Here is a 25,627-nt window from a genome sequence, read left to right on the forward strand (position 1 = left end):
CCACTGTAGTCCGGGTGTCCGGTGGTTGCCTGGTTGTGGTGCTGCGCCCGCGCCAGCGTAACCGGCGGCCGGAGGAGCGCATGCGGGGGAGGCCGCCCGCGCACTTGGGGGCCGGACCGCTGTCCCGGTCCGGCCCCCACCCTTCTAGCGGTGTCGCTTATAGGCGGTTGCCTGGTTCTTCGCGACCGGGGCAATGGTTCCCCTGCTCACCAGCTGGTCCATCAGTTCGGCGAGCCGGTAGCCGGGTGTATCAGCCAGAGCGAGCTGGAAGTGGTCTGCAGCTACCGACGATTGGCCTTTGAGGTACGCCAGCCAGCCGATCAAGGTCAGCAGTGGCGCCCGGTAGCCTTCCGGCGCGGCGTCGATGAGGTCCCGGGCGGTTTCCTGTGCCCGGTCCACGCGGTCCCAGTCCGGGGCAGTACCCTCCCCCACGAGCAGATTCCCGCTCCCCTCGGCGTCCGGCAGCTCCGGGTCGATCACGTTGCAGAACAACGTGTCTCGCAAGTCCGGGCGCTGGAAGCACGCCAACAGCTCCACCGCCGTTTCCGGATCCATCCAGCCGCCCCGGGTCAGGGCCTCGGCCCAGAGTTCCCGGCCCGGAGCCAGCTCCGCGCCGAGCACTCCCGAGAGCGCGTAACGGATCTGCTCCTCCCTGCCTGCCGGGCCTGCGAACGGCGGGTAGCTGCTGCCGGGCGTCTTTTGGTAGCTGCTGCCACGGAACACCAGTTCAGCGTTCAGCTGCCCGTCGGTGATGGATTCCAGCGATTCGGGCGGGCAGCACCCGGCGTCGCTGTCGCACAGCAGGTTTTGCCAGTGTGACGGGGTGACCAGCCATGCGTCCTGCAGCGGGGTGCCTGCGCTGTCCAGCGCCTCAATGACGGCCTCGACGTGGTCGTGGAAGGGGCGGGGCTGCCCGGGCGCGGGGGTGCTGGCCGTGTAGATGGCCAACAGGACTGCCGTGGCCTGAGTGTCCAGTGCGAGGTACTCCCTCATGGAGCGGGCGAAACCGGCAGGTTCCGCGGACGCAGGGGCGTCCACGCGGAGTGTCGCGCCCAGCGTCTTGCCCCGCATCGTCAGGAACACAAAGGATTCCCGCGGTACGAACCCGAGTGAGTGCGGGATGAAACCGAGGATGTCGGCGGGGCTGGAGATGCGGATTGCGTCGTTCATGTTGAAAGTCCTTTGCTGAGGATGATGGTGGGTGGGGCGGCTGTGGTGACCGGCCAGCGTCCCCTCTCCCCCCGTTGTTTTGGCTGCTGGCGAAGCTTGCGGAGCTGTGGCCGACGGAGGCCTGTCTACCCGTAAGGGCAAGGGGCGGGAAATTCCCGGAGGAAATCAGCGACGAAGGAGCGCCGCAGGGAAATTTCGTGCGCCGCAGGCCCCGACGAAGGAGGGGCTAGACGGGCCGGAGCGGACACGTACAATCCGTCAGGACAGCAGCCAAAACGTCGTAGACAGAACAGGGCCAGGGCCGGCGGAGCTCTGCGGAGCCGGCACTGGACCCAACAGCCGGCCGCGCCAGCGGACGCCCTTTTCCTGTGTGAGCTCTGCGAACACGCATATCGACCAGGGCAGAACGCGCTGGCAAACCTACCGACTCTGGCATGCTCGGTGCATTCGTGGTGTCATTACTCCACGTCATCGCTGGTACGGCAAGGAGTGATCATGGACAACACGGCAAATGGCGCCTTCCTTTCCTTCCGTGATCCCGCAGTGCGGGGTTCGGTAGCTGTGCTCGCAGAGTATGCCGCGGCTCTTACCTGGGCCTTCTCGCTGTTGGCGTACGTCAGCGCTGGCGCATTAATGAGTCCCGGCGCCGTCGTGCTTCTGATACCCGCTGTTGCGGTGACAGCGGCGGCGATGGCCATCCGTCGCCGAAGTAAGCTCCCGCCCAGGCACAGGTCTCGCGCCTCGCACGCCCTACGATGAGAACCTGTTGGGAGACGTGCAACGGCGGGTTCTTTCCAGAATGAGTGATCCTGCCGCACGTGCCGGCCGCCCTCACCGTGTCCTGCGGATTCTGGTTGTTGTGTTCGTGCTGGCCGCATCGGGGTCCCTGGTGCTGGTGGCCGTCGACCTGTTCATTGGCCGCCCTGCCATGGGTGATGTTTTTATCGCCATCCTCAACGGCTTTGTTGCCCTCGTGCTGTGGCGGCGGCTCGCTGAGCAGAACATCCGTCGCAACGCGGCGTAGCTAGAACAAGTCCAGGGGCGGCGGAGCTTTGCGGAGCTGGCGATGGACTCCGCAGCCGGCCGCGCCAGCGGACGCCATTTCCTGGTGAGCTCTGCGAACCCTCCATCAGCACCCGGGTCTGCTTTCGGGCCTCCCTGGCTGCGGCGGCCGCGCGTGCTCCGAGGTCGCCGGTCGTGAGTGTGCGAATGGCGGTCCGCCGCCCCCGGCCCACAGCGCAAGCCGGCCACGACGGCGGACCGCCCGCGATGACCGTCCCCACAAAGGGGACGGCCACATGACGGGCTTAGCCTGCGAGGAGTTCGGCCACTTCGGCCGCATCGGACACCAGCACCGCCACGCCTTCTTTCAGAAGCCGGTGGCATCCTGCCGAGTTGGCGCTGTGCACGCTCCCGGGGACGGCCGCGACATGCCGGGCGATAGTTTCGGCGTGGTGGGCGGTGTTCAGCGCCCCTGAGCGCCAGCGGGCCTCCACGACACAGGTCACCCCTGCGAGGGCGGCGATGATGCGGTTCCTCTGCAAGAACCGGTACCGGGTCGGGGCAGAACCGGGCGGGAGCTCTGAGAGGGTCAGGCCGTTGCCGCGGATCGCGGCCGCGAGGTCAGCGTTACCGGACGGGTAGTCCCGGTCAAGGCCTCCGGCCAGCACCGCGAGGGTTGCCGCTCCTTCTCCCTTGCTACCGGCCAACGCGGCCCGGTGCGCGTGTGCATCGATGCCGTAGGCCAGCCCTGAAATCACGCAGATTCCACGCTGAGCCAACCCGTAAGCCATATCCCCTGTAACGGAGGCGCCGTAGCTGGTGGAGTCGCGGGAACCTGTCAGGGCCACACACTTCGAAGGCGCCGGGATGCCGTTGTCGATGTTGCCCCGGTACCACAGCCCGTACGGGGCGTCGGGCAAATCGTCCAGGCCTTCCGGCCAGCGCTCATCTCCCGGGATGAGGAAGCCGCCGCCCAGGCGTTCCATGGTGGCCAGGTCCTTCTCGGGGTCGAGGTCCGGCACCCGCGGAGCCCACCGCTTCAATGCCTCCGAAATTTCTTCGACCGTGGCCTCCGGAACGGCGTGTGCAGGCTGAGCGCCCGTGGCAAGCCGCAAGGCGGCGTACGCGCCGAGCCTGCCCACAAGGGCTCGGCCGACACGGTCGCCGGGTTCGAACAAGCGGGTCAGGGCTGCGCGTGCAATGCGATCGTTCATGGTTTCTCTCGTCCTTTGCTGAGGATCCGGTGGGCGGGGCGGCTCAAGCGACCGGCCAGCGTCCCCTCTCCCCCGGGCGTTTTTTTGCCTGCTGGCGGAGCATCGCGTAGCTGTGCCCGACGGAGCCGGGGCAACCCGAAGGGCAAGCAGACGATGGGTTGTGGGAGGAAATAAGCGGAGCGCCGGACACAAGGCATCGGCTGCGCAGCCGTCCGCAGGACGGTTGAGCCGGTGGAGCGGGCACGTACGATCCGCAGGACAGCAGCAAAAAACAGGAAAAACGCTTCTACAGCCCGAGCGAAGCGACGTCCGTGCAGTAGAACGAGACGCGGACGGTCGGGTGTTTCCGCTCATTCTTTACATCGCAGCGCTAATGTCAGTCTTTTTTCAGCCCTAAGTGGGCCCTCTTTGCAGGGACACCGCGTCGGACTTCAGATGGTGCGCCTTTGAAGCTCGCGGTACACAGTTGTCCGCGAGACCCCGAACAGTTCGGCCAGCTCGGCCTGCGTGTGCTCTCCGGCATCGTGCAGTGTCAGAAGGTACTTCCGCTGCGTCTTGGACAATTTTGGTTGTTTGCCTTTCAGTCGCCCCTTCGCCTTTGCGACCGCCATGCCCTCGCGGGTGCGCATCCGGATCAAATCCGCCTCAAACTCGGCCACCATTCCCAGGACGTTGAATAGCAACCGGCCTACCGGGTCAGTCGGATCATGGGTGCTGCCGCCGAGGCTGAGGACTACCCCTTTGGCTGTCAGCTCGTCGGCTATATCTCTGGCATCAGCAAGAGAGCGCGCCAGCCGGTCGAGCTTTGTGACCACGAGGGTATCGCCAGCCCGGCACGCCGCCATCGCTTCGCGAAGCCCAGTCCGCACACGGTTAGCTCCCGTCAGGCCGTGATCGACGAAGATCTGCTTCTCTTCAACGCCAAGGGCAAGGAGAGCGTTTCGTTGGGCCGTCAGGTCCTGGTCGTTCGTCGAGACGCGGGCGTAGCCGATCTTCATTCCAGTCATAACAATCATGGTTGCAGTAATCCCCCCATCACCGTGCAGATCACCGTGCGGGTCTTACGTACATGGCCCAGGTCAGCAACCGCGCGGAACGCGTCGGCATGCTCCGCCGGCACGGTGATCGACCGGCTTACGGGCGCCCGAGATAGACACTTCTTGTCGCTATAGTTCGGCCCATGATTGTTTGGCTCAATGGCACCCACGGCGCAGGAAAGACTACGACCAGCGCGCTCGTGCAGCAATTGCTGCCTGGGGCTCGTGTGTTCGACGCTGAAAAAGTTGGCGAGGTGCTCATGGACATCAAGCCGGGACTTCCAGCGACGGACAATTTCCAGCATTGGGAGCCTTGGCGGCCGCTTGTTATCGAGACCGCACGGCGCGTTCTCGAATACACCGGAGGCACACTGGTGATGCCGATGACTGTCTTAATCGAAAGCTATTGGAGGGAGATCAGCGATGGTCTCACCGAGTACGGCATACCGATCCGGCATTTCGTGCTCCATGCCGACCAGGAGACACTGCGCAACCGCATACAGAACGACCAAGTTCTCGGTCCCTCTACGTTCCGCTTCGCCTACTTGGAGCCTTACGCAGAGGCAGCCCGAAGCTGGCTGCACGATGAAGCTGAAGTCATCGACACCACACACATCACGCCGGAACAAGCAGCTCGGCAGATCGCGAATTCCGTGCTTGGGTTGTGAACGCGCCGAACTTCCCAGCCGTGTGTGCCCCGTGCGGGATCCTTCACCGGACGCCGCAGGTTAGACGGCCAGCGACTTAGGACAAAAGCCCCGAATCTACGATTCGTCAGGGAAGAATGGGTGTCATGCCCCGGTTCGACACGCTTGCTGAGCTCCGCGAGTTCTTGGAGAATAACGCCACGGGGATGGCGCACGACACGCTAAGGTCGGCGGCCGACTCTCGCGAGAAGCGGCGTACCGATGCGGCTGAGGTGAACCAGGCCATCACCAAGCGATGGAGCGAGGGGCTAGCCGCCCTCGACGCCGCGATCTTTGCCATGGGTCAGAACGGCCTCATGATGCTGAAGCGGCTCGACGAGGTCGACGCGGCTGATCCTAACGATTCACATCAGACAGTGCGGGTCGTGCTCGCACTGCAGCAGTTCAACGCTCTCATCGTGTTGCAGGAGATTCAGGTCTTGCTTCAGGCGGGATTCTGGTCCGGTGCGGCCGCCCGTTGGCGCGCGCTTCACGAGACCGCGGTCACGGCCAAAGTCATCGCCGAACGCGACGCTACACTCGCGCAGCGGTATCTGGATCACGGGTTCGTGGTGCAGACGCGACGGCTCACGGCTTACTTCGACGAGCACGGCATTGGTCCGGTCGCGCCTGCAGAGCTGGCATCGCGCACCAAGAAGGCTGCCGCGCTCGAGCAGACCCACGGTGTGTCCAACGCGAGCTCAAAGTTCCGTGAGCCTTATGGCTGGGCCATTCCCCTAATGGGGATGAATGCGAAGGGGCGCCGGATGCGCCCGAGTATGGAGGCACTGGAGAAACTTGCCGGTCTGGATCACCGACGTCTTCTCGTCGCTAGTGCGCACGGCATCGTTCACGGGGACTCCGGCGGTATCGGCGGCACCGTCCTCATGGAGGACGGTCAGTGGCTAGGTGGGCCAACAGAGCGATTCATTGAGACGGTCGCGCGGCCGACATTCGAAACGCTGATTCATCTCGCAGGGGCCACCCACGTCGGGTTCGAACCCGAACTGAACGATTTCTGTGAGTTGATCTGCCTCGTAGGTAGCAGCCTGATGACCCTTTGCGGTGATGCGATCGAGAAGTTCCCACGAGAGTGAGCCATTGGGGCCCGCCTATCCCGCCTTGGGTGGCCCGCAATGTGCCCGCAGCTAGGCGATGTTCGCATCGGCCCCGGAGAAGGCGTGCGCATGACCGGACCTGCGGCCGCCGACTATATTCTCACCAGCTAGCCGACCCTGCCATGAACCCCACCGCAACCCCGGCGGCAGGCAACTACATCCCCCGCCACACACATCAGCCGCGGGGAAAACGCCCCTGGTGCCCGACGTGTGACAACGACTTGCACCTCGAAATTGCGTCGCCAACCGTTTCAGGTCCGCAGGCAGGCACTCTCACAGTCGCCGTCCTCTGTTCCAACTGCCGTAGATCACGGGTGCTGGACACCACGGCAGAGCATCTTGCCGCCCTGCCGGCAGAGCTCGTGCGGTAAAGGATGGCCCTCAGGTGCAGCAGCGCCGCTCCCATCCAGGTAGGCCACTCACCGTTCATCAGCGGCCCGCGCAGCTGGCTGAGACTGTTCTGGGGATCTGAAGCCAGCTTCTGGTTCCCGGCTCTACCTCAGTGACGGAGACTCAGCAGGTAGTGGACGCAGGGACGACCCGAATCTTCGAATACACCCTTACCTGTCACTTGCCACCCAGCATCCTCGTAGATCTTCCGGGCTGCGACATTCTCTTCGAGCACTGAAAGGGTCGCCTCTACGAAGCCCGCCATTTCAAGCGAGCGAGTGGTGTCCGCCAGCAGGGCCCGGCCCAGTCCGCGCGCCTGGATCGTAGGGTCCACCGCAAGGAGCGTCAGGTGCGCTGTAGCGACGCCATTCGGCGGAGTTCTGTCTGTTGCCAGCGCAAACCCGTGAACCATGGAGTCACTTTCTGCGACGGCAAGGATTCCGCCTGGCACCGTGAGTTTCGCCAGGGCTCTCTGCTTTACTTGGGGATCTCTGGGCGTGCTATCACGAAGAGCAAGGGCATTCATCCAAAGTTCTGCGCAGCGTGCGTGATCGGCCATTCTTCCCTCGCGGAAAGAAAAAGACGGCGGGGGTTGCGTGGCTCTGGCGTGATTCTCCATCCCTACAGTTGTAGCGCAGCAAGCCGCTCCATGCTGATCACCAGCTGAGGTCCTGCTCTCCAAGGGAACAGAACCGCGGCGAGGTCCTGTCGGCGGAGTCGACAAGCTCGCGAAGCTCACGCGCGGCAGTGCTGGGCTCCTTGGACGCGTCAGCCTGTCCCATGCCGGTTGCCAGTTTCCCCGGATGGACTGCCCAGCAGCGGACTTTGCCCTGAAGGTCGTGGGCCAGGGACACAGTCAGCATGTTCTGCGCAGCCTTTGAGATCTTGTAGGCATAGCTCGTCGGCAGATCTGCGAAGTCGCCGTTGGCCTGTGCGGTCAGCGAGCCCAGCCGCGAGGTGACGTTGACGATGATCGGGTCGGGAGCGGAAAGCAGGTTCGGCAATAGGAACTGGATCAATCGCAGCGGACCGGCGACGTTTACATCGACTGAGTTGAGCACTCTTTCGGGATCTATGGAGCCGAGCGGGGCATGGGGCGCCCCCACGGCGGCGTTATTGACAATCAAATCCACCGGCCGCCCCGCGACCGTATCTGCGAGTTCTTCGCCCGGCTCAGCACGAACATCCCATTGCACGACTGAAACGCCCTCTGGACCAGGTTCGTCCATGCCGGCCCAAGGTGACTTCGTGATGGCGATGACGTCCCATCCGGACGCAACGAATTCCTGCACCAGAGAACGCCCGAGTCCTCTGCTTGCACCCGTGATGACGGCGAGCTTACTCATTTGAACAGGCTATTCGAAAGGAGTATGTACTCTTCGCCCCGGTTATTGGTCATGACAGGATCCCTCACCGTTCAGCAGGTCCCTTGCTACGCTGTCGCCATGAGCCATACATTGCTCGAACTCGAGCGAGCATTCCGTTTGTCTTGGGGCGCAGACACAACCTGTCTCGACGCCGAGGGCCTCGCTAAGTGGCACTCCGACAACGCGGCACATGGTCAGTGCGGACCCACAGCTCTCGTCGTTCAAGACCTGCTTGGCGGTGATCTGCTCATCGCAGATGTCACAGGCGGCGAAGAGGAGGACGAAGTCCATTACTGGAACCGCTTCCCCGGCGGTCTTGAGATCGACCTCACCCGAGAGCAACTTAGAAGACACCGCGTCATCGGGGAGCCCCGTGTCGTCGTCCGACCCCCAGAAGGACCAAGAGCGTACGCCAGCGAGTACCAGTTACTTCGCTCAAGAGTGCTGTCCGCGCTGAATCTCTGATTCTTTCGCTCACGGAACGTCCGGTGAAGGATCCTTGTACGGGCATTGCGGTTGCGTAGGTTTCGCCTTCTCTAGTGCATCTAGAATCTGGATCATGGCGGAGATTGGCGGGGTTGTCCTCAGTGACGGTGTCATTGTGCTGCGCCCTCTAAGAGTTGAGGATGCGGTGGACCACCTTTCCGGCGAAGATGCCGAGTTGGTTCGTTGGCTCAATGGCGGACCAGGCACAACGGAATCCGTTCAACGGCATTTCGAGCACGTTGAACAGATGTGGGCAAACCACGGACCCATTTTTACTTTCGCCATTCGGCTTGCCACCGATGAGTCCCTGGTCGGGACAATTGACGTCCAACTCAACCAAGCCACCTACCGATCCGATCAGGCGAATCTAGCCTATGGGCTGTACCCTCAGTGGCGTGGCCGCGGGTTCGCTACTCGTGCTGTGAACCTCGCTCTGGCGTTCTTAGGTCCCTTCGCTACTGTTCGGTCGGCTCTCATACGAGTCAAACCAGGAAATGTGTCCTCCGCTGCAGTAGCAATCAGGGCCGGATTCACGCTGACGACGCCTGCTGCTGAGACTGGCGACGACGGCCATGACTGGTACGACCGCGCACTCACCTAAACACGTCAAATCTCTGCGCAAAGACCGCGGGTCCTGACAATTTCAAACTGCAGCGCCTTGCGTGGAACTGGCCACAACGAGGACATTGGACCAATGCGCTCTCACGTTCTTTTCATTAGCGGCCGCTCGGGCGTTGGTAAGTCAACCGCCGCGCTTGCCCTCCACGAACGATTAGTCGCGTTGGACATTAGGCACGCCGTCATCGAAGGGGATTTTCTCGATCTCGCTCACCCAGCACCGCACCTTGCATTCCCTGAGGTGAATCTCACCGAGCACAACCTTGCCGGCATGTGGTCGGCCTATCGATCGCTTGGTTACCACCGGCTGATCTACACGAACACCGCGGCCGTCCTGACACTGCCGAGCCTCACTGCGGCGATGGGCGATGATCCACTTGTCACTGCTGTCCTTTTGCGCAGCAGTGACGGGCATACTCGCCCGAGGCTAGAACGACGGAATCACGGAGCAATCGACTCCAGCCTGTTCGGGCGAAGTGTTGCCATGGCGAGCCGACTCGACGAAGAAGCTCCTGCCTCTGTGCACCGGATTGATACCGACGATCTCGATCCCTTAAACGTCGCAGACAATCTCCTGGCTCTCACTGCTTGGGCTTGAGGACTAACCTTCGGGTGATGTCCGGTCAGGCATCGGTATACGGGCGTGCAGCTCGATTGGCTAGGTGGCGAAGACCTGGAGGTGGAATTATGCCGGTATGGCGAAATTCCAACGATTCCAGTCGAACTATGTGGGGCGCACGGGCGCCCCTGTTGGCGTATTCGTGGCGGTGGACCATCTTCGCCGCGTGGGGCGACTCAGCGAGGAGGAAATCACCCGCTACGCCCTTACCGATGCCTGGTTTCAGGAGAACCTGCCCAACCCGCCGTTTTATGCGGATGGGAACTCCATCGGCGCGGTTACCTGGTTCAAGGAGCAGGCCGACGATATGCCGGACCGTCTTCAGCCGCTCCTAGAGATGCTTGACGCAAACAGCGTCTTTTGGGAATGCGAAACTTCAGCTGATCCTGGTGAGATCATTTATGAAGATCAGTGGCAGGTGGGCGTCATTCCTTCACCGCGGTTGGCGATGACACCGTTGCCCTATCCCGGAAAGCCCGGACCCAACGATTGGTTCGAGGTTCGCGAACGCTACCTTCAGGGCTACCGGAATGGGCTATAAATCGAGCGCCCGGTTGAGGATCCCTCAGCGTGCCTTGGCGATCACGATGATGAGGGGGCTGTCCTCAGTGAAGGGGGTTCGGTTCCATGTCCCGTTGATTGCTTCAACATCGAATCCTGCTGCGTGGAGCTGCTCCTCAAGGAGGCGTCGACTTCGGAAGGTCAGGACCAGTGTTTCCGTCACGATGTCCTGAGTATCCGCGAACAAGTTGTGAGCTTTCAGCTCGACAACATTTGGTTCGATCTCTGAAACCTCCTGCCACTCGGTCAGAGGTCCATGCGAAGTTTCCCGCGTACTGCGACCATCCGAGGCCCAATTTTCCCACTCTCGCGTTGCTGGGTTGCGACTCTCGAACGCGAGGGTTCCACCCTGCTTGAGGGCTTGTCTCAGCTCAACGAGAGTGCGCTCCCACTGCCCGTCAGGAATGTGCTGGGCGACGTTACCCGTCATCACTGCATAGTCGAATCCGTTGCGCGGAATAGTGCTGCTGTCACCGAGGATCCACTCGACGTTCTCAGCGCCTTGCCTGTGCTGTGCGTAGGTGAGCATCGAGGACGACGGGTCTATGCCCACTATGTTTCGTTCTTCAACTGAGAAAGTGACTGTGAGGATGCCGGTTCCGCATCCTAAATCGAGCACCTCCCGAGCGAAGATCTCATTGGCAAGGGCGCGGTAGAAATCGTGATCAGGCCCATCAGGATTGTCCTGGTCATAGAGGTCAACGAGGCGCTGATCGTATTCAGTCATGAGTCAGAGGCTATAGCGAACCGCATGAACCACTGCTATTGGGAAGCTACGCGTCCCAACGCCCTTAGGACGATCCTCCACCGGACGCAGGGGCCGCTTCCGCCTCGTTAGAAAAACTGGTCCAAGAGCCGGTAGAAAGTGACGCGGTTTGTGTCAGCCTGTTCTAGGCCATAACGGCTGAGGTAACGATCAGCGTGGTGAACGCTGTACTGAGGGTTCTGGGCGCTGGCGATACTCCGGGTGGCCAGGGCGAGGTCGGCGTAACGGTCGGCACGCCCCAGGCGGCCAACGTCGATGAGCCCGGTGACCCTGAGAGTGTCAGGGTCGAGCAGTACGTTGGGAAGGCAAAGATCGCCGTGGCAGACGACGAGGTCTTCGAAGGCGGGAACGGTGGCATAAGCCTCATCGAGCAATTGTTGCGGCGTCCAATGCGCATAAGCGGGGTCGAGCCGGTCCGAATCAACCAGGTCCTGCACAACTGCGTGGGCGGCGGCGGGCATAGTGACGGCGAGGCTTCGTTCGAAGGGGCAGTCCTCGATTGGTAGGCCGTGCAGGGTTTGAGTGAAATCTGCTAGTGCGTCAATGACTTTTGGGCGCTGGTCGGCTGGCCAGTGATCGGCAGCTGAACGACCCGGCACTGCCGTGGTGATTAACCACGCGCAGTCGTTAGAGATGTCGTAGTCCACGACCTCGGGAGTGGGAATTCCAATCTGGGCAAGCCAACGCAGACGCTCTTCTTCGGCCCCCAAGTCGAATCCGGTGTCCCTGTGGTTGGTCAGGGTGCCAACCTTCACGTACAGGTCGTTGGGTCCATCCAGCCTATAAACCAGTGCCCCAGAGCAGCCGACGCTGATCGGGGTCCAGTCGTAACCCGGATACCGTCGTCGAAGCGTCTTGACCTGTTCTTCTATCACTTCTCGATCGTAGGACACACCCTGCCCGGAGCTACCGTCCGCTAACGGATCGGCTTACGGACACGGTTCTGAAGCTCTGACAAACTAGCCGCATGACCACGATCTTCACGGGCCCTGAAGTGCACTAGGGAAGGTTTGGATTCTGTGAATGCCGCTTGCGGACTATCAGCTGAGCCACGATCTGGGCATATCGCGCGATGACGAAGGCAATTGCTATTCCCAGGATGAGGAGACCGGAAATACCATAGCCCGACCCATCCTCGAGTACGACGTGTCCCAGCAAGTGACCATTGAAGATGAAGTACTCGAGGAGCCAGGCGCCAAAGCTGACTACAAAGGCTACGGCGAAAATGGTCCAGACTGCGTTCATGCCTCGAAAAAAGCCCTGGCTCTTTTCAGGGCCTCCTGTCGTCGTGTGCATAGCTCCTGCCTTTCGCTGGTTATGGACTCTTCCCCAACGCAGATCTGCCAACGCACCCCGGAGGGCACGCCATGCAATGGATCGACTGGCCGCCTTCCGCGTATGACCGCTGCTGGCTGCTGCTGCATATTGCTCGTAAAGGTCCGACAGCAGCTCCTCCCGCCGGCCCTCAGCGATCTGTTTTGGAACTGAGCGGGTGTAGGTGGTGACCCACCACAAAACAGCGTTTGCTGTCCACGATTCCAGGTACCGCCGCGGGTCACTCATGCGCGCGCCGGCCTCAGTTGAGTCGGAACCGGGTTCCGCACTGGCGCCACTTGCGCTAGCTGGAGTGCAGCTTTCCCTGGTGCTGTGATGCTGTAAAGGCGGCGCCGGGGACGTCCTTCGCGTTCTGCAATCTCTGGGCTTTCCCACTCGGCTTCCAAAAACCCCGCGTCACTCAGTCTCGATAAAGCTTTGTACAGTGTCCCGTGAGCTGCCAGCATCGTTCCGCCTTTTGCTGCGAGTGTGTTGGCGAGAGAGAAGCCGTAAGCCTGCCGGCCAGCGAGTTTCGACTCTTCAACGATCTCCAGGATGTGCACCTCTAGTGGAAGTAGCGTTCCCTGCTTTCTACGGCCCATAGCCGGCCGGGCCGCTGTTCCGCCCGTATTGGCCGGCGGCTACCCCGGCGACTTCCGGGGCACCTCCTCCGTCCGTTACGCGCCGCATCCTGACGGGAACCCGGATCCGGGCGAAGTCGTCTGGACCTGGGTGCCGTATGAAGAGGACCACAGCAAAGGCAAGGACCGGCCCGTTCTTTTGGTCGGCCACAACGGTCCTCACCTGCTGGGGCTGATGCTGACCAGCAAGGACCACGATCAGGGCGGCCACAGGTCCGAAGACTACGTGGATATCGGGACCGGCAACTGGGACCGGCAGCAACGGCCCAGCGAAGCGAACCTGGTGCGGGTCCTGCAGATCAGCCCGGACAGCATCCGGCGCGAGGGTGCCGTGCTGGAACGGAAGCGCTTCGAGGCGGTAGCCGCTGGACTGCGGCGCCTGCACGGCTGGGAGTAGGGCACCGACACAGCTGGCAGCAACTTGGTCAAATGGCCAGTCCGGCAGCGGGTCTGCTATTCTTTATAGCTGTGTGTCCGTGCAGGTCGACGGCCACTGATGGTTGGCCGCCATAGGTATCCCCACGCCGCTCAGTCAATGGCCAATCTGAAAGCCCTCTAGACCATTTCCGCATTAAAAAGAGAGTTCACACGTGGCTAATATCAAGTCCCAGAAGAAGCGCATCCTCACCAACGAGAAGGCCCGCCTGCGCAACAACGCAGTCAAGTCTGAGCTGAAGACGGCCATCCGCGCCGTCAACACCGCCGTTGAGTCCACCGACAAGGATGCAGCTACTGCTGCCCTGGTTGCTGCCGGCCGCAAGCTGGACAAGGCTGTCAGCAAGGGTGTTCTGCACAAGAACAACGCAGCGAACCGCAAGTCGGCGATCTCCAAGAAGGTCAACGCACTGTAAGGTTTCCAGTTCTGTTGAACTGATGATTGAGGCCGGCACCCGACTGGGTGCCGGCCTCAACTCTTTAAGCGTGTGCCGGCCAACGAACTGCGTCAGTGCCGCTGCGCCGACGTTGCGATAATAGTGACAGCGTGCTCAACGGCGTACACCGGATCGCGCGAGAGGCCCTTGACCTGGGCATCGGCTTCTGCCGTCGCCTGGATGGAGCGGACCAGGCTTTCGGGCGTCCAGCGGCGCACATCGCGTTGGGCCTGCTCCACCAGCCAGGGCTGCATGCCCAGCTCGCGGGCGATCTGCGCCGGGGATCCGTGTGCGCCGGCGACTTTTGCCACGGTCCGGAGCTTGGCTGCCAACGCCGCCACGATCGGTACCGGATCAGCTCCGGTGGCCAAAGCGTGGCGAAGGGTGGAAAGCGCCACGGGGCCGTTCCCCGCCATCGCGGCATCTGCGACTTTGAAAGCCGTGGCTTCAATGCGGCCACCGTAGTACCGGTCCACCACCTCCGGGGTCACTGCTCCGGTGGCATCCGCAATCAGCTGGCTGCAGGCCGCCGCGAGCTCCGAAAGGTTGGCGCCGACGGCGTTGACCAGGGCCTGCACAGCGTCAGAGCTGATCCTCCGCCCGGCGGTCCTGAATTCCGTGGAGACGAAAGCTGCCTTGTCGGCATCCTTCTTCAGCGGCTGGCAGTCCACCACCGGCCAGCCGCCGCTCTTGACCGCGTCGAGGAGCTTCTTGCCACGGACTCCCCCGGAGTGCCTGAGGACCAGGACTGCTTCGGGCTCGGGGTGGGCGAGGTAAGCGAGGGCGTCGGCCAGGAAGGCATCGTTCATTGCTTCTACGCCTTCGACTTCAATCAGTTTCTGCTCGCCGAAGAGTGAGGGGCTGACGTTCATCGCGAGGGCGCCCGGCTCGTAGGCGCCGGCAATCAAATTGCTGATCTCAACGTCCGGGAAGGCCGCACGCACCTGGGAGCGGATGTGGTCCATGGCGCGGATGCCAAGGTATTCCTCGGGACCGCCCACCAGCACAACCGCTGCAGGGGTTACGTCCCGCCAGGAGGCGGTGTTCGCCGGCTGCGCTTTGGTTCGTGTGCTTTGGGCCGCGGCCATGGTGGATTCCTTCCGGAAATTTTCGTGCGGTATCTAAGCCTGCCATGGCCGCGGGCGCCTTCCAAGCCGCGGACTGAGTTCGCGGGCCCGCGCTGCCCATTGGGTTGCTCCCGCGTAGTTCGCAACAAGCGTTCCACACGTTCGAGCATCGCCACCGTGCGCGCGTGCAGGGCCAGGACCATGCGGAGCACCTGGCGCGGCCGGACGGCAAGCCAGACACCGGCCAGTGTGAGCACGGAGAGCAGCACCATGGTGGCCAGGCCGAAGATACCCTCGGGCCAAGGCAGGGAGGCGCCTGGCAGACCCGCGGTCATCCGGGCTGTCCCGGCAACGCCTGCGCTGAACGTGCCCGCTACGGCAATCAAGGTGGTGGCCGCCCAGGGCGCAAACACCAGCAAAGGCACGGCGGCGGTGCCCAGGAGCGTCACCGGCGCCACGAGCGGGGCTGCAAGGATGTTCGCCAGTAGCGAGTATGTGGAGAACTGCGGTTGCAGGAGCACGATGACAGGCCCGCACAGCAGCTGGGCGGACAACGGTACCGCCCCGGCTGCTGCGGCCCAGCGCGGAACCACGGCAGGGGTCCAATCGATCATTTTGCGGCCCAGCACAATGATGCCCAGGGTGGCCAGGACTGACAGCAGGAAGCCGAAGCTGGTTCCCAGGCCCGGGTCAAGCAACAGCAGTCCCATGACCGCCAAGCAGAGGAAGCTGAGCCCGCGGCCCGTACGTCCGCCTGCCAGCGAGGCCAGCGCAATCGAGCCCATCAACGCGGCCCTCAGCACGCTGGCGTCCGGGCCCACAAGCACCACGAACATTCCCAGGCCGGCAAGCGCCAGCCCGGCAGCGGGAACCCGGGGAAGGCGCAGGCTTCGGGCCAGAACCAGCAGGGCGCCCAGGACAAGGCTGCAGTTCGCTCCGCTCACCGCCGTCAGGTGCGTCATGCCGACGGCTTTCATCGAGGCATTGAGTCCTTCGTCCAACGCGCTGGTATCTCCGGTGACCATGCCCGGCAGGAGGCCGGCAGGATCGTGGGCAAGGAAAGCCGCTGCTGCCACATAGCGTCCACGCAACTCTTTGGCCACGACTTCCCAGCCCCGGGCCCCGCTGCCGAGGGTCCCGCTTCCTGCGGCGCCGGGCGAGAGCGACGCCGCGAGGACCGCGGCTTCCTCCTGCCCGGGATCTGCAGGCTTCAGTTTGCCTGCGGCGCGGACCACTTGGCCGGGAACCAGGTTTCCCCACCCTTTTCCGCCCATCACCACCAGCCGTGCGCGGGTGCGGATGATCTGACCGCTGACAGTGACCTCCTGGGTCTGCGCGGGCACCGACCATCGGCCGGACCCCGAACTCCCCGGGACTGCCATGGCCCGCGGCGAGCCAGTGACTTCAAGGACCGCCACTACGGACCGGCCGGACGCGACAGCTTCGGCAAAGGGACCGTCAGTGCGCTGCGACGAAGATACCGCAGAGTGGGAGGCTGTTGCGGCGGCAAGCATCAGGGCGATGGCGGTGGTCATCAAGAAACTGCGCCGCCCGGCAGCAAGCGTCCTGCCGCGGGCAGCCCTGCCCAGCAGGAAGGCTGCCACGAGCAGCGAACTGCAGCACACCAGCAGCAACACGACCGGGCTGAACCAGACGCCGGCCACGGCTGCGCCCCAGACGAGCAGCGCAGGAAGTGCCAGCCTGACGTCAGTTCTTCGCCGGGGCGTGTCGCTCGGGGCAATCCGCTCCTGGCCCCGCAGCTTCTTCCCGACGTGCTCCCCCAGTTGGGCGGCCCCCAGCCTGGCAGCACCCAGCCTGGCAGCACCCAGCCTGCCGCCGGTTGACCCCACGAAGCTGCTGTTCCCGCTGCCGGGATGCGTGCTGCGGATCTGGCCCGGTTTTCGCGTCCCTGTCACCGGCGCGCCTTGGCGCCCACCGCTCTCGGAACCCGCAGGGGCTTCGTGGCCCTGCACTGCCGAGTCGACGAAGCGGCTCCACCGGCTGCGGGCGGCCATCTAGATGCCCACCAAAGGCAGGAGTGTTTCGAGCATCTTCGGGCCCACACCGTCCACGGCATCGAGCTCCTCAACAGCTTTGAACAGGCCATGTTCCTTGCGCCAGTCCACGATCCGCTGGGCCAGGACGGGCCCCACCTTCGGGAGGGAGTCCAGTTCTTCGACGCCTGCCGTGTTCAAATTGACTTTCCCTGCTGCGGCGCCGCCGCTCCCCGCGTCCCCAGCGGACGGCTGTGCGCCGCTACCGGCCTGGCCGGCGGGGATCTGTTCGCCCGCCTGGGGCACGTAGAGCTTTTCCCCGTCGGCGAGCACGGCTGCCAGGTTGAGCCTGTTGAGGTCCGCGGCCGGTGTGCCGCCGCCCGCGGCCGCAATGGCCTGGTGCACCCTGCTGCCGGCCGGTAGCTGCACAACCCCGGGCGTGGTGACGGCACCGGCCACATGGATGATCACAACGCCGGGAATGCCACCTGCACCGGGCGCCTCGGGCGGGTCCGGCCCCTCCGGCTCGTTCTCAGGGAGCGCCCCCTGATCTGCGGAAACGGTGCCCTGGGGTGAGACGTCACTCAGCGGCACCACTTCAGGCTGCCCGGCCGCCACCTGCCACCAGAACCAACCACCGCCCAGGACTGCCAGCGCCCCAATAAGGAGGGCCACCTTGAACCCAATCCGCCACCGCAGGGCAGGGCCGGTTTGCCCCGTGCCCGTCCCGGGCTCACCGCCAACACCGGAATCCGTGCCCTCGGCTCCTTCGCGCGTTCCGCCGTCGTACTCGAAAGGCTCTCCGCCGGTCAGGAGGAGGCCACCGCCGCCCAGCGATGACTGCAGCCGGTCCCGGGCATGACGTGCCTCCTGGCGTGCAGCTCCAGCGTCCCGGCGTGACATAACCCCCACGCTAGGGAATCGCCGGGGCCAGCGACAGAACGGAGCCGCCCTATGTGGAAACCCCGGGGTGGAACGGCTAGCCGGCAACCGCCGGCGGCTCCGGTTCCGCGGCCGCCCCGCCGCTCTCCCCCACTATCACGGCAAGCACCCCCAGCCCGGCGTGCGCAGCCAGGACCGCGGGCAGGGAGCTGATCTGCGCCCGGGGGCTCTGCGGCAGGGCGGCGGCGAGACGGTCAGCAAGGGCCTCCGCCTCTTCAGGGTTCCCAAAATGGTGGACGGCCAGGCGGGCCCGGCCTTCAGGACGGGACGCGGCGTCCGCCGCGGCTATCTCCTCAAGCCGGGCCACGGCTTTCGCTGCCGACCTGACCTTTTCCAGCGGGATGATCTTGCCGTCGTCGACCGCCAGGATGGGCTTGATGGCGAACATGGTCCCCAGCAGCGAAGCGGCTGCACCGATCCGTCCCCCGCGCCGGAGCTGCTCAAGGCTGGGGACGTAGAAATAGACTTTGGTCCGTGCCAACTGCTCTTCCGCTATGGCGCGGACAGCCGGGGCGTCGAGCCCGGCCGCCGCTGCAAGAACGGCACTCTGCACGCCCATGCCCAGCGCCATCCCCACCGTGGCGGAGTCGAGGACCTCCACCGGGATACCCACCCGGCCCGCCGCCAGCCGGGCAGCATCCGCAGTGCCGGAGAGGCCACCGGAAATATGGATGGACACTACACCCTCGTAGCCCTGCCGTTCCGCCGCCAGGAAGGCCTGTTCAAACTGGCCGGGCGACGGACGCGAGGTCTTGACCGACTTCCCGCTGGCCAGTGCAAGCGCGATGGTTTCGGTGATGTCATCTTCACCCTCGCCATAGATCTCGGCGCCTACCATGACCGGCATGGGTATCACCGTCAGCCGGCCGTCGCCGGCGCAGGCATGCACCCAGACAGCCGGGAGCGCAGAGGCTGAATCGGTCACCACTGCCGTACGGACGACGGCGGCAGCTTCTGCAGGCGCCGCGCCGGGACGGGCCGCGGGGCGGAGGGCGGAAAGGCGGTCCCTGAGCCAAAGCCATGCGGCGGCATCGCGGTCGGGCAAGGTGGCCTCCTGGGTCGAAGCCGGCCACCGGAAGGATCCGGTGGCCGGTACACAGCCCTTCCTTGGTATTAGGCCGGGACGATGTTGACCAGTTTAGGCGCCCGCACGATCACCGTGCGGATACCACGGCCATCGAGGGCCCGCTGGACATTTTCGCTGGCCAGTGCCAGCTCACGGAGCTCGTCCTCGCCGATCTCCGGGGAGACCTCCAGGCGGTCGCGGACCTTGCCCTGGACCTGGACCACGGCGGTCACAGTCTCCTGCACCAGGAGCGCTTCGTCGTGGGAAGGCCAGCCTGCGTTCGCCACTGAGGCCGGGTGGCCCAGGACGTTCCACATATCCTCAGCCGTGTACGGCGCGAACAGGCTAAGGATGACCGCAACAGCTTCGGCTGCTTCCCGGACGGCGGGATCAGACCCGCCGGCACCGGAATCGATGGTCTTCCGCGTGGCGTTGACCAGCTCCATCAGCTTGGCAACCACCACGTTGAACTTGTTGGTGTCCAGCAGCGCGGCGGCGTCTGCGATGGTACGATGCGTGACCGAGCGCAGCGCCCGGTCCCCCGACGCCACGTCAACTCCGGCGGCGCTGGTGACGTCCTGGGCAAGCCGCCACGCGCGCGCCAGGAACTTCGCAGAGCCCGACGGCGAAACGTCCGCCCAGTCGACGTCGTCCTCAGGCGGGGAGGCGAAGATCATGGTCAGGCGGACAGCGTCCACACCGTACTTGTCCAGCTGCTCGCCGAGGTCCACGCCGTTGCCCAGCGACTTGGACATGGCCTTGCCGCCGTTGAGGACCTGGCCCTGGTTGAGCAGGGCGCTGAAGGGCTCGTCGGCCTCGATCATGCCCAGGTCATGGATGACCTTGGTGAAGAACCGTGCGTAGAGCAGGTGCAGGATGGCGTGCTCCACGCCACCCACGTACTGCCCTACCGGCATCCAGTCGTTGATCTTCGCGGGGTCGAAGGGACCGTCGGTGTACTCGGGCGAAACGAACCGCAGGAAGTACCACGACGAATCCACGAAGGTGTCCATGGTGTCCGTGTCGCGCTTGGCGGCTCCGTGGCAGTTGGGGCACTCCACGTTGACCCAGGCCTCGGCCGCGGCCAGCGGGGACGTGCCCTTCGGGGACAGGTCTTCGCCGCGCAGGTCCGCCGGAAGCGTGACGGGCAGTTGGTCGTCGGGGACGGGGACTTCACCGCAGGACGGGCAGTGGATGATGGGGATGGGCGTGCCCCAGAACCGCTGCCGGCTCAGCAGCCAGTCACGCAGCCGGAAGTTGACGAACTTCTCGCCTGTCCCCTGCTTCTCCAGGATTTCGATGGCGGCGGGAATGGCTTCGGTCTTCGGCAGCCCGTCGAGGATGCCCGAGTTGATGAGGGTGCCCTCCCCTGAGGTGGCCTTGCCGGAGACTGCCGGATCTTCCTCACCGGTGTCCAGGACCGCGCGGACGGGCAGACCGAACGTCCTGGCAAAGTCAAGATCGCGCTGGTCGTGGGCGGGGACTGCCATGATGGCACCGGTGCCATAATCCGCCAGCACATAGTCAGCCGCCCACACCGGCAGCTTCTCGCCGTTCAGCGGGTTGACGGCGTAACGGCCGGTGAAGACACCGGTCTTTTCGCGCTCGGTCGACTGGCGTTCGATCTCGGTGAGCGCCTTGACCTGTTCGCGGTAGGAGTCCAGGGCGGCAGCGTGCTCCTCCGTCACCAGTTCGACGGCGAGGGGTGCGTCGGCTGCCACGACGAAGAAAGTGGCGCCGTACAGGGTGTCGGGCCGGGTGGTGAAGACCGTGACATCCTTGGCGGGCTTGCCGCCGTCGGCCTCGATCACGAAGTTGACGTGGGCACCCTCGGAGCGGCCGATCCAGTTCTTCTGCATCGCCAGCACACGCTCGGGCCAGTGGCCGCGCAGCTCGTCCATGTCATCGAGCAGCCGGTCGGCGTACTCAGTGATCTTGAAGTACCACTGGTTCAGGGACTTCTTGGTGACGGGCGTGCCGCAGCGTTCACAGGCGCCGTTGACCACCTGTTCGTTGGCCAGCACTGTCTGGTCCTTCGGGCACCAGTTGACCGGGGAGTCCTTGCGGTAGGCCAGGCCGCGCTCGTAGAAACGCTTGAACAGCCACTGCGTCCAACGGTAGTACCCGGGATCGGAGGTATGCAGCCGACGCGACCAGTCAGCCGAAATCGCGTAGCGCTTGAACGACGCCGCCTGGGTGTCGATGTTGGCGTACGTCCACTCGCTCGGGTGGGCGTTGCGTTTGATGGCAGCATTCTCCGCGGGCAGGCCAAAGGAATCCCAGCCGATCGGGTGCAGGACGTCGAAGCCCTTCTGCCGCAGGTAGCGCGCCACGACATCGCCCATGGCAAAGGCTTCGGCGTGCCCCATGTGGAGGTCGCCGGACGGGTACGGGAACATGTCCAGCACGTAGCGGCGCTCGCGGGAGCCGTCGTCGACAGGCGTGAAGACCTTGAGGTCCTCCCATACCTGGGGCCATTTGGCCTCCATCGCCGCGAAGCTGTACGCCCCCTCTTCGGGGGTTTCCGCCGTCGCTGCTGCTGTTCCGGTGTCTGTCTCCGGCTGAACGCTCACTGCTGCCCTCTTCTGTTCAGTGGTGGCATCGGTGCTGCCACCACGGTCTGATCCTCCCGCCGTCCGGCCGCAAACCGGCCCGGACACACAAAAGCCCCTCGCCATGGAGGGGCTGCCGCACGGCCATCCGTAGGTCTTCGGATACCGGCGGCTAGCTAAGCAGAAGGATCGCACGCATGGATCTACTTTAGCGCACCTGCCGCAGGCGGGCAGATACATTCACTAGGCCGTAACCGGGGGCTGGGACTAAACTGAAATTCCCCCATCGCTTTGCCTGATCGGGATGGAGACTCCCGTGAGTGACGATGTCCCGTTCCCCCGCCTTGGCGTAGCTGCGGCGCAATCGCGGGAGGTTGCCGGCAGCAAGGCAGCGGCCCTGTCAGCGCTGAGCGCGGCAGGCTTTCCGGTACCTGCGGGTTTTGTGGTCACCCAGGCCGCAATGCAGGAGCAATCCGCGGACCGGACGCTGGCTGAGCACCTGCGGAAGGCGGCGTCCACCGCCGGCCCCGGCCCCTTCGCGGTCCGGTCCTCCGCCGCCGCGGAAGACCTGCCGGACGCGTCGTTTGCCGGAATGTACGAGTCATACCTGCGGGTGGAGACCGAGGACCTCCCGGCCGCCGTCGAGCGATGCTTTGGCTCGGCAAATACTGACCGCGTGAGGGCCTATGAGGCCTCGGTCGCCGCCCTGTCGAGTCCCGCCATGGCCGTCCTGGTTCAACAGATGGTGGAACCGGTCGCGGCAGGTGTGGCTTTCACTGCCAACCCCCTGACCGGCGTCCGGGACGAGATCATCATTTCGGCCGTGCCCGGCCTGGGTGAGAAGCTCGTGTCCGGTGTGTCCACCGGAGAGGAATGGACCGTCCGCCACGGCCGGCCACACCGCACCCCGGGCAAAGGCACTGTCCTGATGGAACAAAGCGCGACGGCGGTCGCCGCCCTCGCGGCGCGGGTGGCAGTCCACTTCGGCTGCCCGCAGGACATCGAGTGGGCGATGGACGGTACCGGCAACGTCCTGATCCTCCAGGCGCGGCCGATGACCGCACTGCCGGAACCCGTCAGCTGGGAGCCGCCCGGGAAGGGCCCCTGGCTGCGGAACTTCCGCCTGGGGGAATGGCTTTCCGAACCCGTCACGCCGTTGTTCATGGACTGGGCGATCCCCCGGATTGACGCCGCCTACAACAACGCCGTGCGCCGGTCTGTTGGCATTGAAGTTCCCATGCGGAACGGTGTGATCAATGGCTGGTACTACGTCTCGCCGCCCAGCCCGCGGAACCTTCCTCATGTGTTGTTCGGCGGCCCGCCACGGTCCGTCCCCTTCTTCTACAACTCCGTGTTCCGTCCCATGTTCGATCCCGCCGGTGCGGACAGGACGGTGCTGCGGGACCTGGAAGAGGAATGGCGAAGTGACTGCCTGCCCGCTTACCTGGCTTTAGCGGCGACGCCTTCCGATGCCTTGGGTTCAGCGGCCGGGACCGAGCTCATCAGCCTGGTGGATCAGGTGACCGGGAAAGCCGGCGAGTATCTGTGGTTCTTTTCGGCCACGGGCGGCGGCGCCTGGAAGATGGAGATGGCCCTGGCCCGGTTCTGGCGGCGGCATCTTGCCCGCCCGCTCGCAGGCACTGCGCCGCCCTCCAGCGCACAGCCGGAACAGACCCTGGGCTACCAGACGCTCCTGGGTGGACTCGCGCCGGTGCTGCCCGCCGCCGTTCCGCACGCGGTGTACAGCCTGGACTGGTACTTCCCGACGGCGGGCGAGGGAACCGGGGGGCAGCCCGGGCGCGGCATCGGGCAGGAAGCAGTACCGCCGGCTGGAACAGCAGTGGAACGGCGGCGGCAAGCAGAGGCGCAATGCCGCGCCGTGCTCAAGGGGACGAGGCAACTGCACAGGTTTGATGCGCTCCTCAGCCTCGCCCAGCACTACGCCGTGCTCCGCGAGGAACAGGTCCGGTATTTCACGCTCGGCTGGCCGTTGCTGCGCCGGTGCACGGCCGAACTGGGCGCCCGCCTACGCGACCGGGGGCTCATCGATGCTCCCGAGGACATCTACTTCCTCACCTACGACGCCTTGGGCATGGACACCCCCAAGCAGCAGGAGAATGTGGAGCGGCGCCGCAGGGAGTGGATGCAGCAGCGGAAGCTCACGGCGCCGCTGACGGCAGGGAAACTGCCCCCGCTGGTGGGCAACGCTTTCGACCGTCTTGCCAATCTTGCCCGCACCAGCCAGGACCATCCGGAAGGCGCACTGGTGGGGCACCCCGCGAGTCCCGGCCGGGCCCAGGGCAGGGTACGGGTGGTGGACGGGCCGGAGGACTTCGCCGACTTCGAACCCGGTGAGGTGCTGGTGGCGAAAGCGACCGCCCCGGCCTGGACACCGTTGTTTGCCTATGCAGCAGCGGTGGTCACCGACGGCGGAAACCTGGCCGCCCACGCCTCCCTCGTCGCCCGCGAATACGGAATTCCTGCCGTTGTAGGCACCGGGAAGGCCACCAGGATCCTCCACACCGGCCAGCTGGTCACAGTGGATGGCAACGCCGGCACGGTAGTAATCCACGAGGGCTAAAGCACGTCCTCGTCGACCCAGTCCATGGACTTGGTAACCGCCTTCTTCCACTGGCGCAGCTGGCGGTCCCGTTCTGCCCCGTCCATCCGGGGTTCCCAGCGCTTGTCCTCGGACCAGTTTGCCGAGAGCTCGCCGAGGTCCTTCCAGAAGCCGACGGCGAGGCCAGCTGCGTAGGCGGCACCCAGCGCCGTCGTCTCAATCACTTTGGGCCGGATCACCGGGACGCCCAGGATGTCGGCCTGGAACTGCATCAGCGCATCGTTGGCCACCATGCCGCCGTCGACCTTCAATTCTGTCAGCGGCACGCCGGCGTCCGCGTTGACGGCGTCGAGCACCTCGCGGGCCTGGAAAGCCGTGGCCTCCAGGGCGGCGCGGGCGATGTGGTTCTTGTTGGCGAACCGGGTCAGGCCCACGATGGCTCCGCGCGCATCCGACCGCCAGTAGGGGGCGAAGAGCCCGGAGAACGCGGGCACGAAGTACACACCGCCGTTGTCCTTCACGGCTGCTGCGAGCGTTTCGACGTCGGAGGCGTTCCGGATCATGCCGAGATTGTCGCGTAGCCACTGGATCAGGGATCCGGTGACGGCGATGGAGCCTTCGAGGGCGTAGTGCGGTGCACCCTCGCCGAGCTTGTAGCCGACCGTGGTGAGGAGCCCGTTTTTGGAGTGGATGATCTCCTCACCGGTGTTGAAGATCAGGAAGCAGCCGGTGCCGTACGTGTTCTTGGCTTCACCGGCATCAAACGCTGCCTGTCCGAACGTTGCTGCCTGCTGGTCGCCAAGGATCCCCGCGACCGGGACTTCCCGCAGCAGCTGGGACGTGTGGACGGTGCCGTACACCTCCGAACTGGACCTGATGGCCGGCAACATGCTCCGGGGAACGCCGAAAACGCTGAGGATCTCTTCGTCCCACTGCAGTGTTTCCAGGTCCATGAACATGGTCCGCGAGGCGTTGGTGACATCCGTGACGTGAACGCCGCCGTCCACGCCGCCCGTCAGGTTCCAGAGGACCCAGGAATCGGTGTTGCCGAAGATCAGGTCACCGGCCTCCGCCCTGGCCCGGGCGCCGTCTACATTGTCCAGGATCCACTTGATCTTGGTGCCGGAGAAATACGTGGCAAGCGGCAGGCCCACCTTCTGCTTGAACCGCTCCAGACCGCCGTCCTTGGCCAGCTCATCCACAATGTCCTGGGTCCTGGTGTCCTGCCAGACAATGGCGTTGTAGACAGCCTCGCCGGTGGTCTTGTCCCACACCACGGCGGTCTCACGTTGGTTCGTAATCCCGACGGCGGCGATATCGTGCCTGGTCAGGTTCGCTTTGGAGAGGGCGGAACCGATAACCTCCCGCGTGTTGTTCCAGATCTCAGCCGGCCGGTGCTCCACCCAGCCGGCCTGCGGAAAGATCTGCTCGTGTTCCATCTGGCCTGAGGAAACGATGGCACCCTGATGGTCGAAGATGATGGCACGGGAACTGGTGGTGCCCTGGTCGATCGCGATTACGTACTGGTTCATGGTGACGTCCTTGTCCGGGGCTGATGTGGCCGGGTCCCGTTCGAAGAATATCC

Annotated in this window: 25 protein-coding genes; 10 read left to right on the forward strand and 15 right to left on the reverse strand. The window is 64.4% G+C overall.

The genetic code is table 11. From position 1 onward, the window contains the following. Positions 1 to 144 precede the first annotated feature (144 nt). Positions 145 to 1,170: a DUF4192 domain-containing protein gene (locus tag ACP7AX_RS07715; protein ID WP_426226004.1), complete on the reverse strand. Its 1,026-nt coding sequence runs from the start codon at positions 1,168 to 1,170 to the stop codon at positions 145 to 147. A 799-nt stretch (positions 1,171 to 1,969) separates the two neighbouring features. Between ACP7AX_RS07715 and ACP7AX_RS07720 the strand changes: the two genes are divergently transcribed. After that, a complete protein-coding gene (locus ACP7AX_RS07720) occupies positions 1,970 to 2,194 on the forward strand; it encodes a hypothetical protein (protein ID WP_364275805.1) in 225 nt (74 codons plus the stop codon). Positions 2,195 to 2,477: 283 nt separating this feature from the next. Here the strand turns inward: ACP7AX_RS07720 and dprA are convergent, their stop codons facing one another. After that, positions 2,478 to 3,386 carry a DNA-processing protein DprA gene (gene dprA, locus ACP7AX_RS07725; protein WP_426226005.1) on the reverse strand — a complete coding sequence of 303 codons (909 nt, stop codon included), beginning with the start codon at positions 3,384 to 3,386 and terminating at the stop codon, positions 2,478 to 2,480. Between the two features lie 431 nt (positions 3,387 to 3,817). After that, complete coding sequence (locus ACP7AX_RS07730) at positions 3,818 to 4,393, reverse strand: recombinase family protein (RefSeq protein WP_426226006.1); 576 nt, start codon at positions 4,391 to 4,393, stop codon at positions 3,818 to 3,820. 173 nt (positions 4,394 to 4,566) lie between these two features. Between ACP7AX_RS07730 and ACP7AX_RS07735 the strand changes: the two genes are divergently transcribed. Together ACP7AX_RS07735 and ACP7AX_RS07740 are read left to right on the forward strand one after the other, a co-directional pair. After that, complete coding sequence (locus tag ACP7AX_RS07735; RefSeq protein ID WP_131681544.1) at positions 4,567 to 5,091, forward strand: AAA family ATPase; 525 nt, start codon at positions 4,567 to 4,569, stop codon at positions 5,089 to 5,091. A gap of 125 nt (positions 5,092 to 5,216) precedes the next feature. Beyond that, positions 5,217 to 6,206 carry a DUF5677 domain-containing protein gene (locus ACP7AX_RS07740; RefSeq protein ID WP_426226007.1) on the forward strand — a complete coding sequence of 330 codons (990 nt, stop codon included), beginning with the start codon at positions 5,217 to 5,219 and terminating at the stop codon, positions 6,204 to 6,206. A gap of 520 nt (positions 6,207 to 6,726) precedes the next feature. On the opposite strand, the gene ACP7AX_RS07745 is transcribed toward ACP7AX_RS07740, so the two are convergent. Both ACP7AX_RS07745 and ACP7AX_RS07750 read right to left on the reverse strand, forming a co-directional pair. After that, positions 6,727 to 7,236, reverse strand: coding sequence for a GNAT family N-acetyltransferase (locus ACP7AX_RS07745; RefSeq protein ID WP_131681546.1), 510 nt, complete (start codon positions 7,234 to 7,236; stop codon positions 6,727 to 6,729). A gap of 37 nt (positions 7,237 to 7,273) precedes the next feature. Next, positions 7,274 to 7,963 (reverse strand): SDR family NAD(P)-dependent oxidoreductase, encoded by a 690-nt coding sequence (locus ACP7AX_RS07750; protein WP_131681547.1) that lies wholly within the window; start codon positions 7,961 to 7,963, stop codon positions 7,274 to 7,276. A 99-nt stretch (positions 7,964 to 8,062) separates the two neighbouring features. On the opposite strand from ACP7AX_RS07750, the gene ACP7AX_RS07755 reads away from it, so the two are divergent. From ACP7AX_RS07755 to ACP7AX_RS07770, 4 genes are all read left to right on the forward strand, one after another. Then, positions 8,063 to 8,449 carry a YunG family protein gene (locus tag ACP7AX_RS07755; protein WP_131681548.1) on the forward strand — a complete coding sequence of 129 codons (387 nt, stop codon included), beginning with the start codon at positions 8,063 to 8,065 and terminating at the stop codon, positions 8,447 to 8,449. Positions 8,450 to 8,543: 94 nt separating this feature from the next. Further along, the gene (locus tag ACP7AX_RS07760) at positions 8,544 to 9,071 is read left to right on the forward strand and encodes a GNAT family N-acetyltransferase (protein WP_426226008.1); all 528 of its coding nucleotides are present in this window, start codon (positions 8,544 to 8,546) and stop codon (positions 9,069 to 9,071) included. Positions 9,072 to 9,164: 93 nt separating this feature from the next. Then, positions 9,165 to 9,686, forward strand: a complete 522-nt coding sequence (locus ACP7AX_RS07765) for an adenylyl-sulfate kinase (RefSeq protein ID WP_426226009.1) — start codon at positions 9,165 to 9,167, stop codon at positions 9,684 to 9,686. Positions 9,687 to 9,783: 97 nt separating this feature from the next. Then, positions 9,784 to 10,248, forward strand: coding sequence for a hypothetical protein (locus ACP7AX_RS07770; RefSeq protein WP_426226010.1), 465 nt, complete (start codon positions 9,784 to 9,786; stop codon positions 10,246 to 10,248). Between the two features lie 24 nt (positions 10,249 to 10,272). On the opposite strand, the gene ACP7AX_RS07775 is transcribed toward ACP7AX_RS07770, so the two are convergent. The 4 genes from ACP7AX_RS07775 to ACP7AX_RS07790 form a co-directional block, all read right to left on the reverse strand. Then, positions 10,273 to 10,995 carry a class I SAM-dependent methyltransferase gene (locus tag ACP7AX_RS07775; RefSeq protein ID WP_131681549.1) on the reverse strand — a complete coding sequence of 241 codons (723 nt, stop codon included), beginning with the start codon at positions 10,993 to 10,995 and terminating at the stop codon, positions 10,273 to 10,275. Between the two features lie 107 nt (positions 10,996 to 11,102). Further along, positions 11,103 to 11,906, reverse strand: coding sequence for an APH(3') family aminoglycoside O-phosphotransferase (locus ACP7AX_RS07780; protein WP_131681881.1), 804 nt, complete (start codon positions 11,904 to 11,906; stop codon positions 11,103 to 11,105). Between the two features lie 127 nt (positions 11,907 to 12,033). Further along, positions 12,034 to 12,279, reverse strand: coding sequence for a hypothetical protein (locus ACP7AX_RS07785; protein ID WP_131681550.1), 246 nt, complete (start codon positions 12,277 to 12,279; stop codon positions 12,034 to 12,036). Positions 12,280 to 12,593: 314 nt separating this feature from the next. Continuing rightward, the gene (locus ACP7AX_RS07790) at positions 12,594 to 12,950 is read right to left on the reverse strand and encodes a PadR family transcriptional regulator (RefSeq protein WP_131681551.1); all 357 of its coding nucleotides are present in this window, start codon (positions 12,948 to 12,950) and stop codon (positions 12,594 to 12,596) included. Between ACP7AX_RS07790 and ACP7AX_RS07795 the strand changes: the two genes are divergently transcribed. Both ACP7AX_RS07795 and rpsT read left to right on the forward strand, forming a co-directional pair. Next, complete coding sequence (locus ACP7AX_RS07795) at positions 12,904 to 13,386, forward strand: type II toxin-antitoxin system PemK/MazF family toxin (RefSeq protein ID WP_426226011.1); 483 nt, start codon at positions 12,904 to 12,906, stop codon at positions 13,384 to 13,386. The two genes, ACP7AX_RS07790 and ACP7AX_RS07795, sit on opposite strands and share 47 nt — an antisense overlap. A 193-nt stretch (positions 13,387 to 13,579) precedes the next feature. After that, a complete protein-coding gene (rpsT, locus tag ACP7AX_RS07800; protein WP_108598327.1) occupies positions 13,580 to 13,840 on the forward strand; it encodes a 30S ribosomal protein S20 in 261 nt (86 codons plus the stop codon). 92 nt (positions 13,841 to 13,932) lie between these two features. Here rpsT and holA read toward each other — a convergent pair whose 3' ends face one another. From holA to leuS, 5 genes are all read right to left on the reverse strand, one after another. After that, complete coding sequence (gene holA, locus ACP7AX_RS07805) at positions 13,933 to 14,949, reverse strand: DNA polymerase III subunit delta (RefSeq protein ID WP_426226012.1); 1,017 nt, start codon at positions 14,947 to 14,949, stop codon at positions 13,933 to 13,935. Beyond that, positions 14,883 to 16,844 carry a ComEC/Rec2 family competence protein gene (locus ACP7AX_RS07810; protein WP_426226013.1) on the reverse strand — a complete coding sequence of 654 codons (1,962 nt, stop codon included), beginning with the start codon at positions 16,842 to 16,844 and terminating at the stop codon, positions 14,883 to 14,885. The genes holA and ACP7AX_RS07810 overlap by 67 nt, the downstream gene beginning before the upstream one ends. A gap of 99 nt (positions 16,845 to 16,943) precedes the next feature. Further along, positions 16,944 to 17,825: a ComEA family DNA-binding protein gene (locus tag ACP7AX_RS07815; protein WP_426226014.1), complete on the reverse strand. Its 882-nt coding sequence runs from the start codon at positions 17,823 to 17,825 to the stop codon at positions 16,944 to 16,946. A gap of 76 nt (positions 17,826 to 17,901) precedes the next feature. Next, positions 17,902 to 18,909: a DegV family protein gene (locus tag ACP7AX_RS07820; protein WP_131684077.1), complete on the reverse strand. Its 1,008-nt coding sequence runs from the start codon at positions 18,907 to 18,909 to the stop codon at positions 17,902 to 17,904. A gap of 68 nt (positions 18,910 to 18,977) precedes the next feature. Further along, positions 18,978 to 21,503 carry a leucine--tRNA ligase gene (leuS, locus tag ACP7AX_RS07825; protein ID WP_426226015.1) on the reverse strand — a complete coding sequence of 842 codons (2,526 nt, stop codon included), beginning with the start codon at positions 21,501 to 21,503 and terminating at the stop codon, positions 18,978 to 18,980. Between the two features lie 295 nt (positions 21,504 to 21,798). Between leuS and ACP7AX_RS07830 the strand changes: the two genes are divergently transcribed. Further along, positions 21,799 to 24,063, forward strand: coding sequence for a PEP/pyruvate-binding domain-containing protein (locus ACP7AX_RS07830; RefSeq protein WP_426226016.1), 2,265 nt, complete (start codon positions 21,799 to 21,801; stop codon positions 24,061 to 24,063). On the opposite strand, the gene glpK is transcribed toward ACP7AX_RS07830, so the two are convergent. After that, on the reverse strand, positions 24,060 to 25,574 hold the full coding sequence (gene glpK / locus ACP7AX_RS07835) for a glycerol kinase GlpK (RefSeq protein WP_426226017.1): 1,515 nt from the start codon (positions 25,572 to 25,574) through the stop codon (positions 24,060 to 24,062). The genes ACP7AX_RS07830 and glpK overlap by 4 nt on opposite strands. Positions 25,575 to 25,627: the final 53 nt, after the last annotated feature.

This window comes from Pseudarthrobacter sp. DSP2-3-2b1 (assembly GCF_049895945.1).
Lineage (GTDB): Bacteria > Actinomycetota > Actinomycetes > Actinomycetales > Micrococcaceae > Arthrobacter.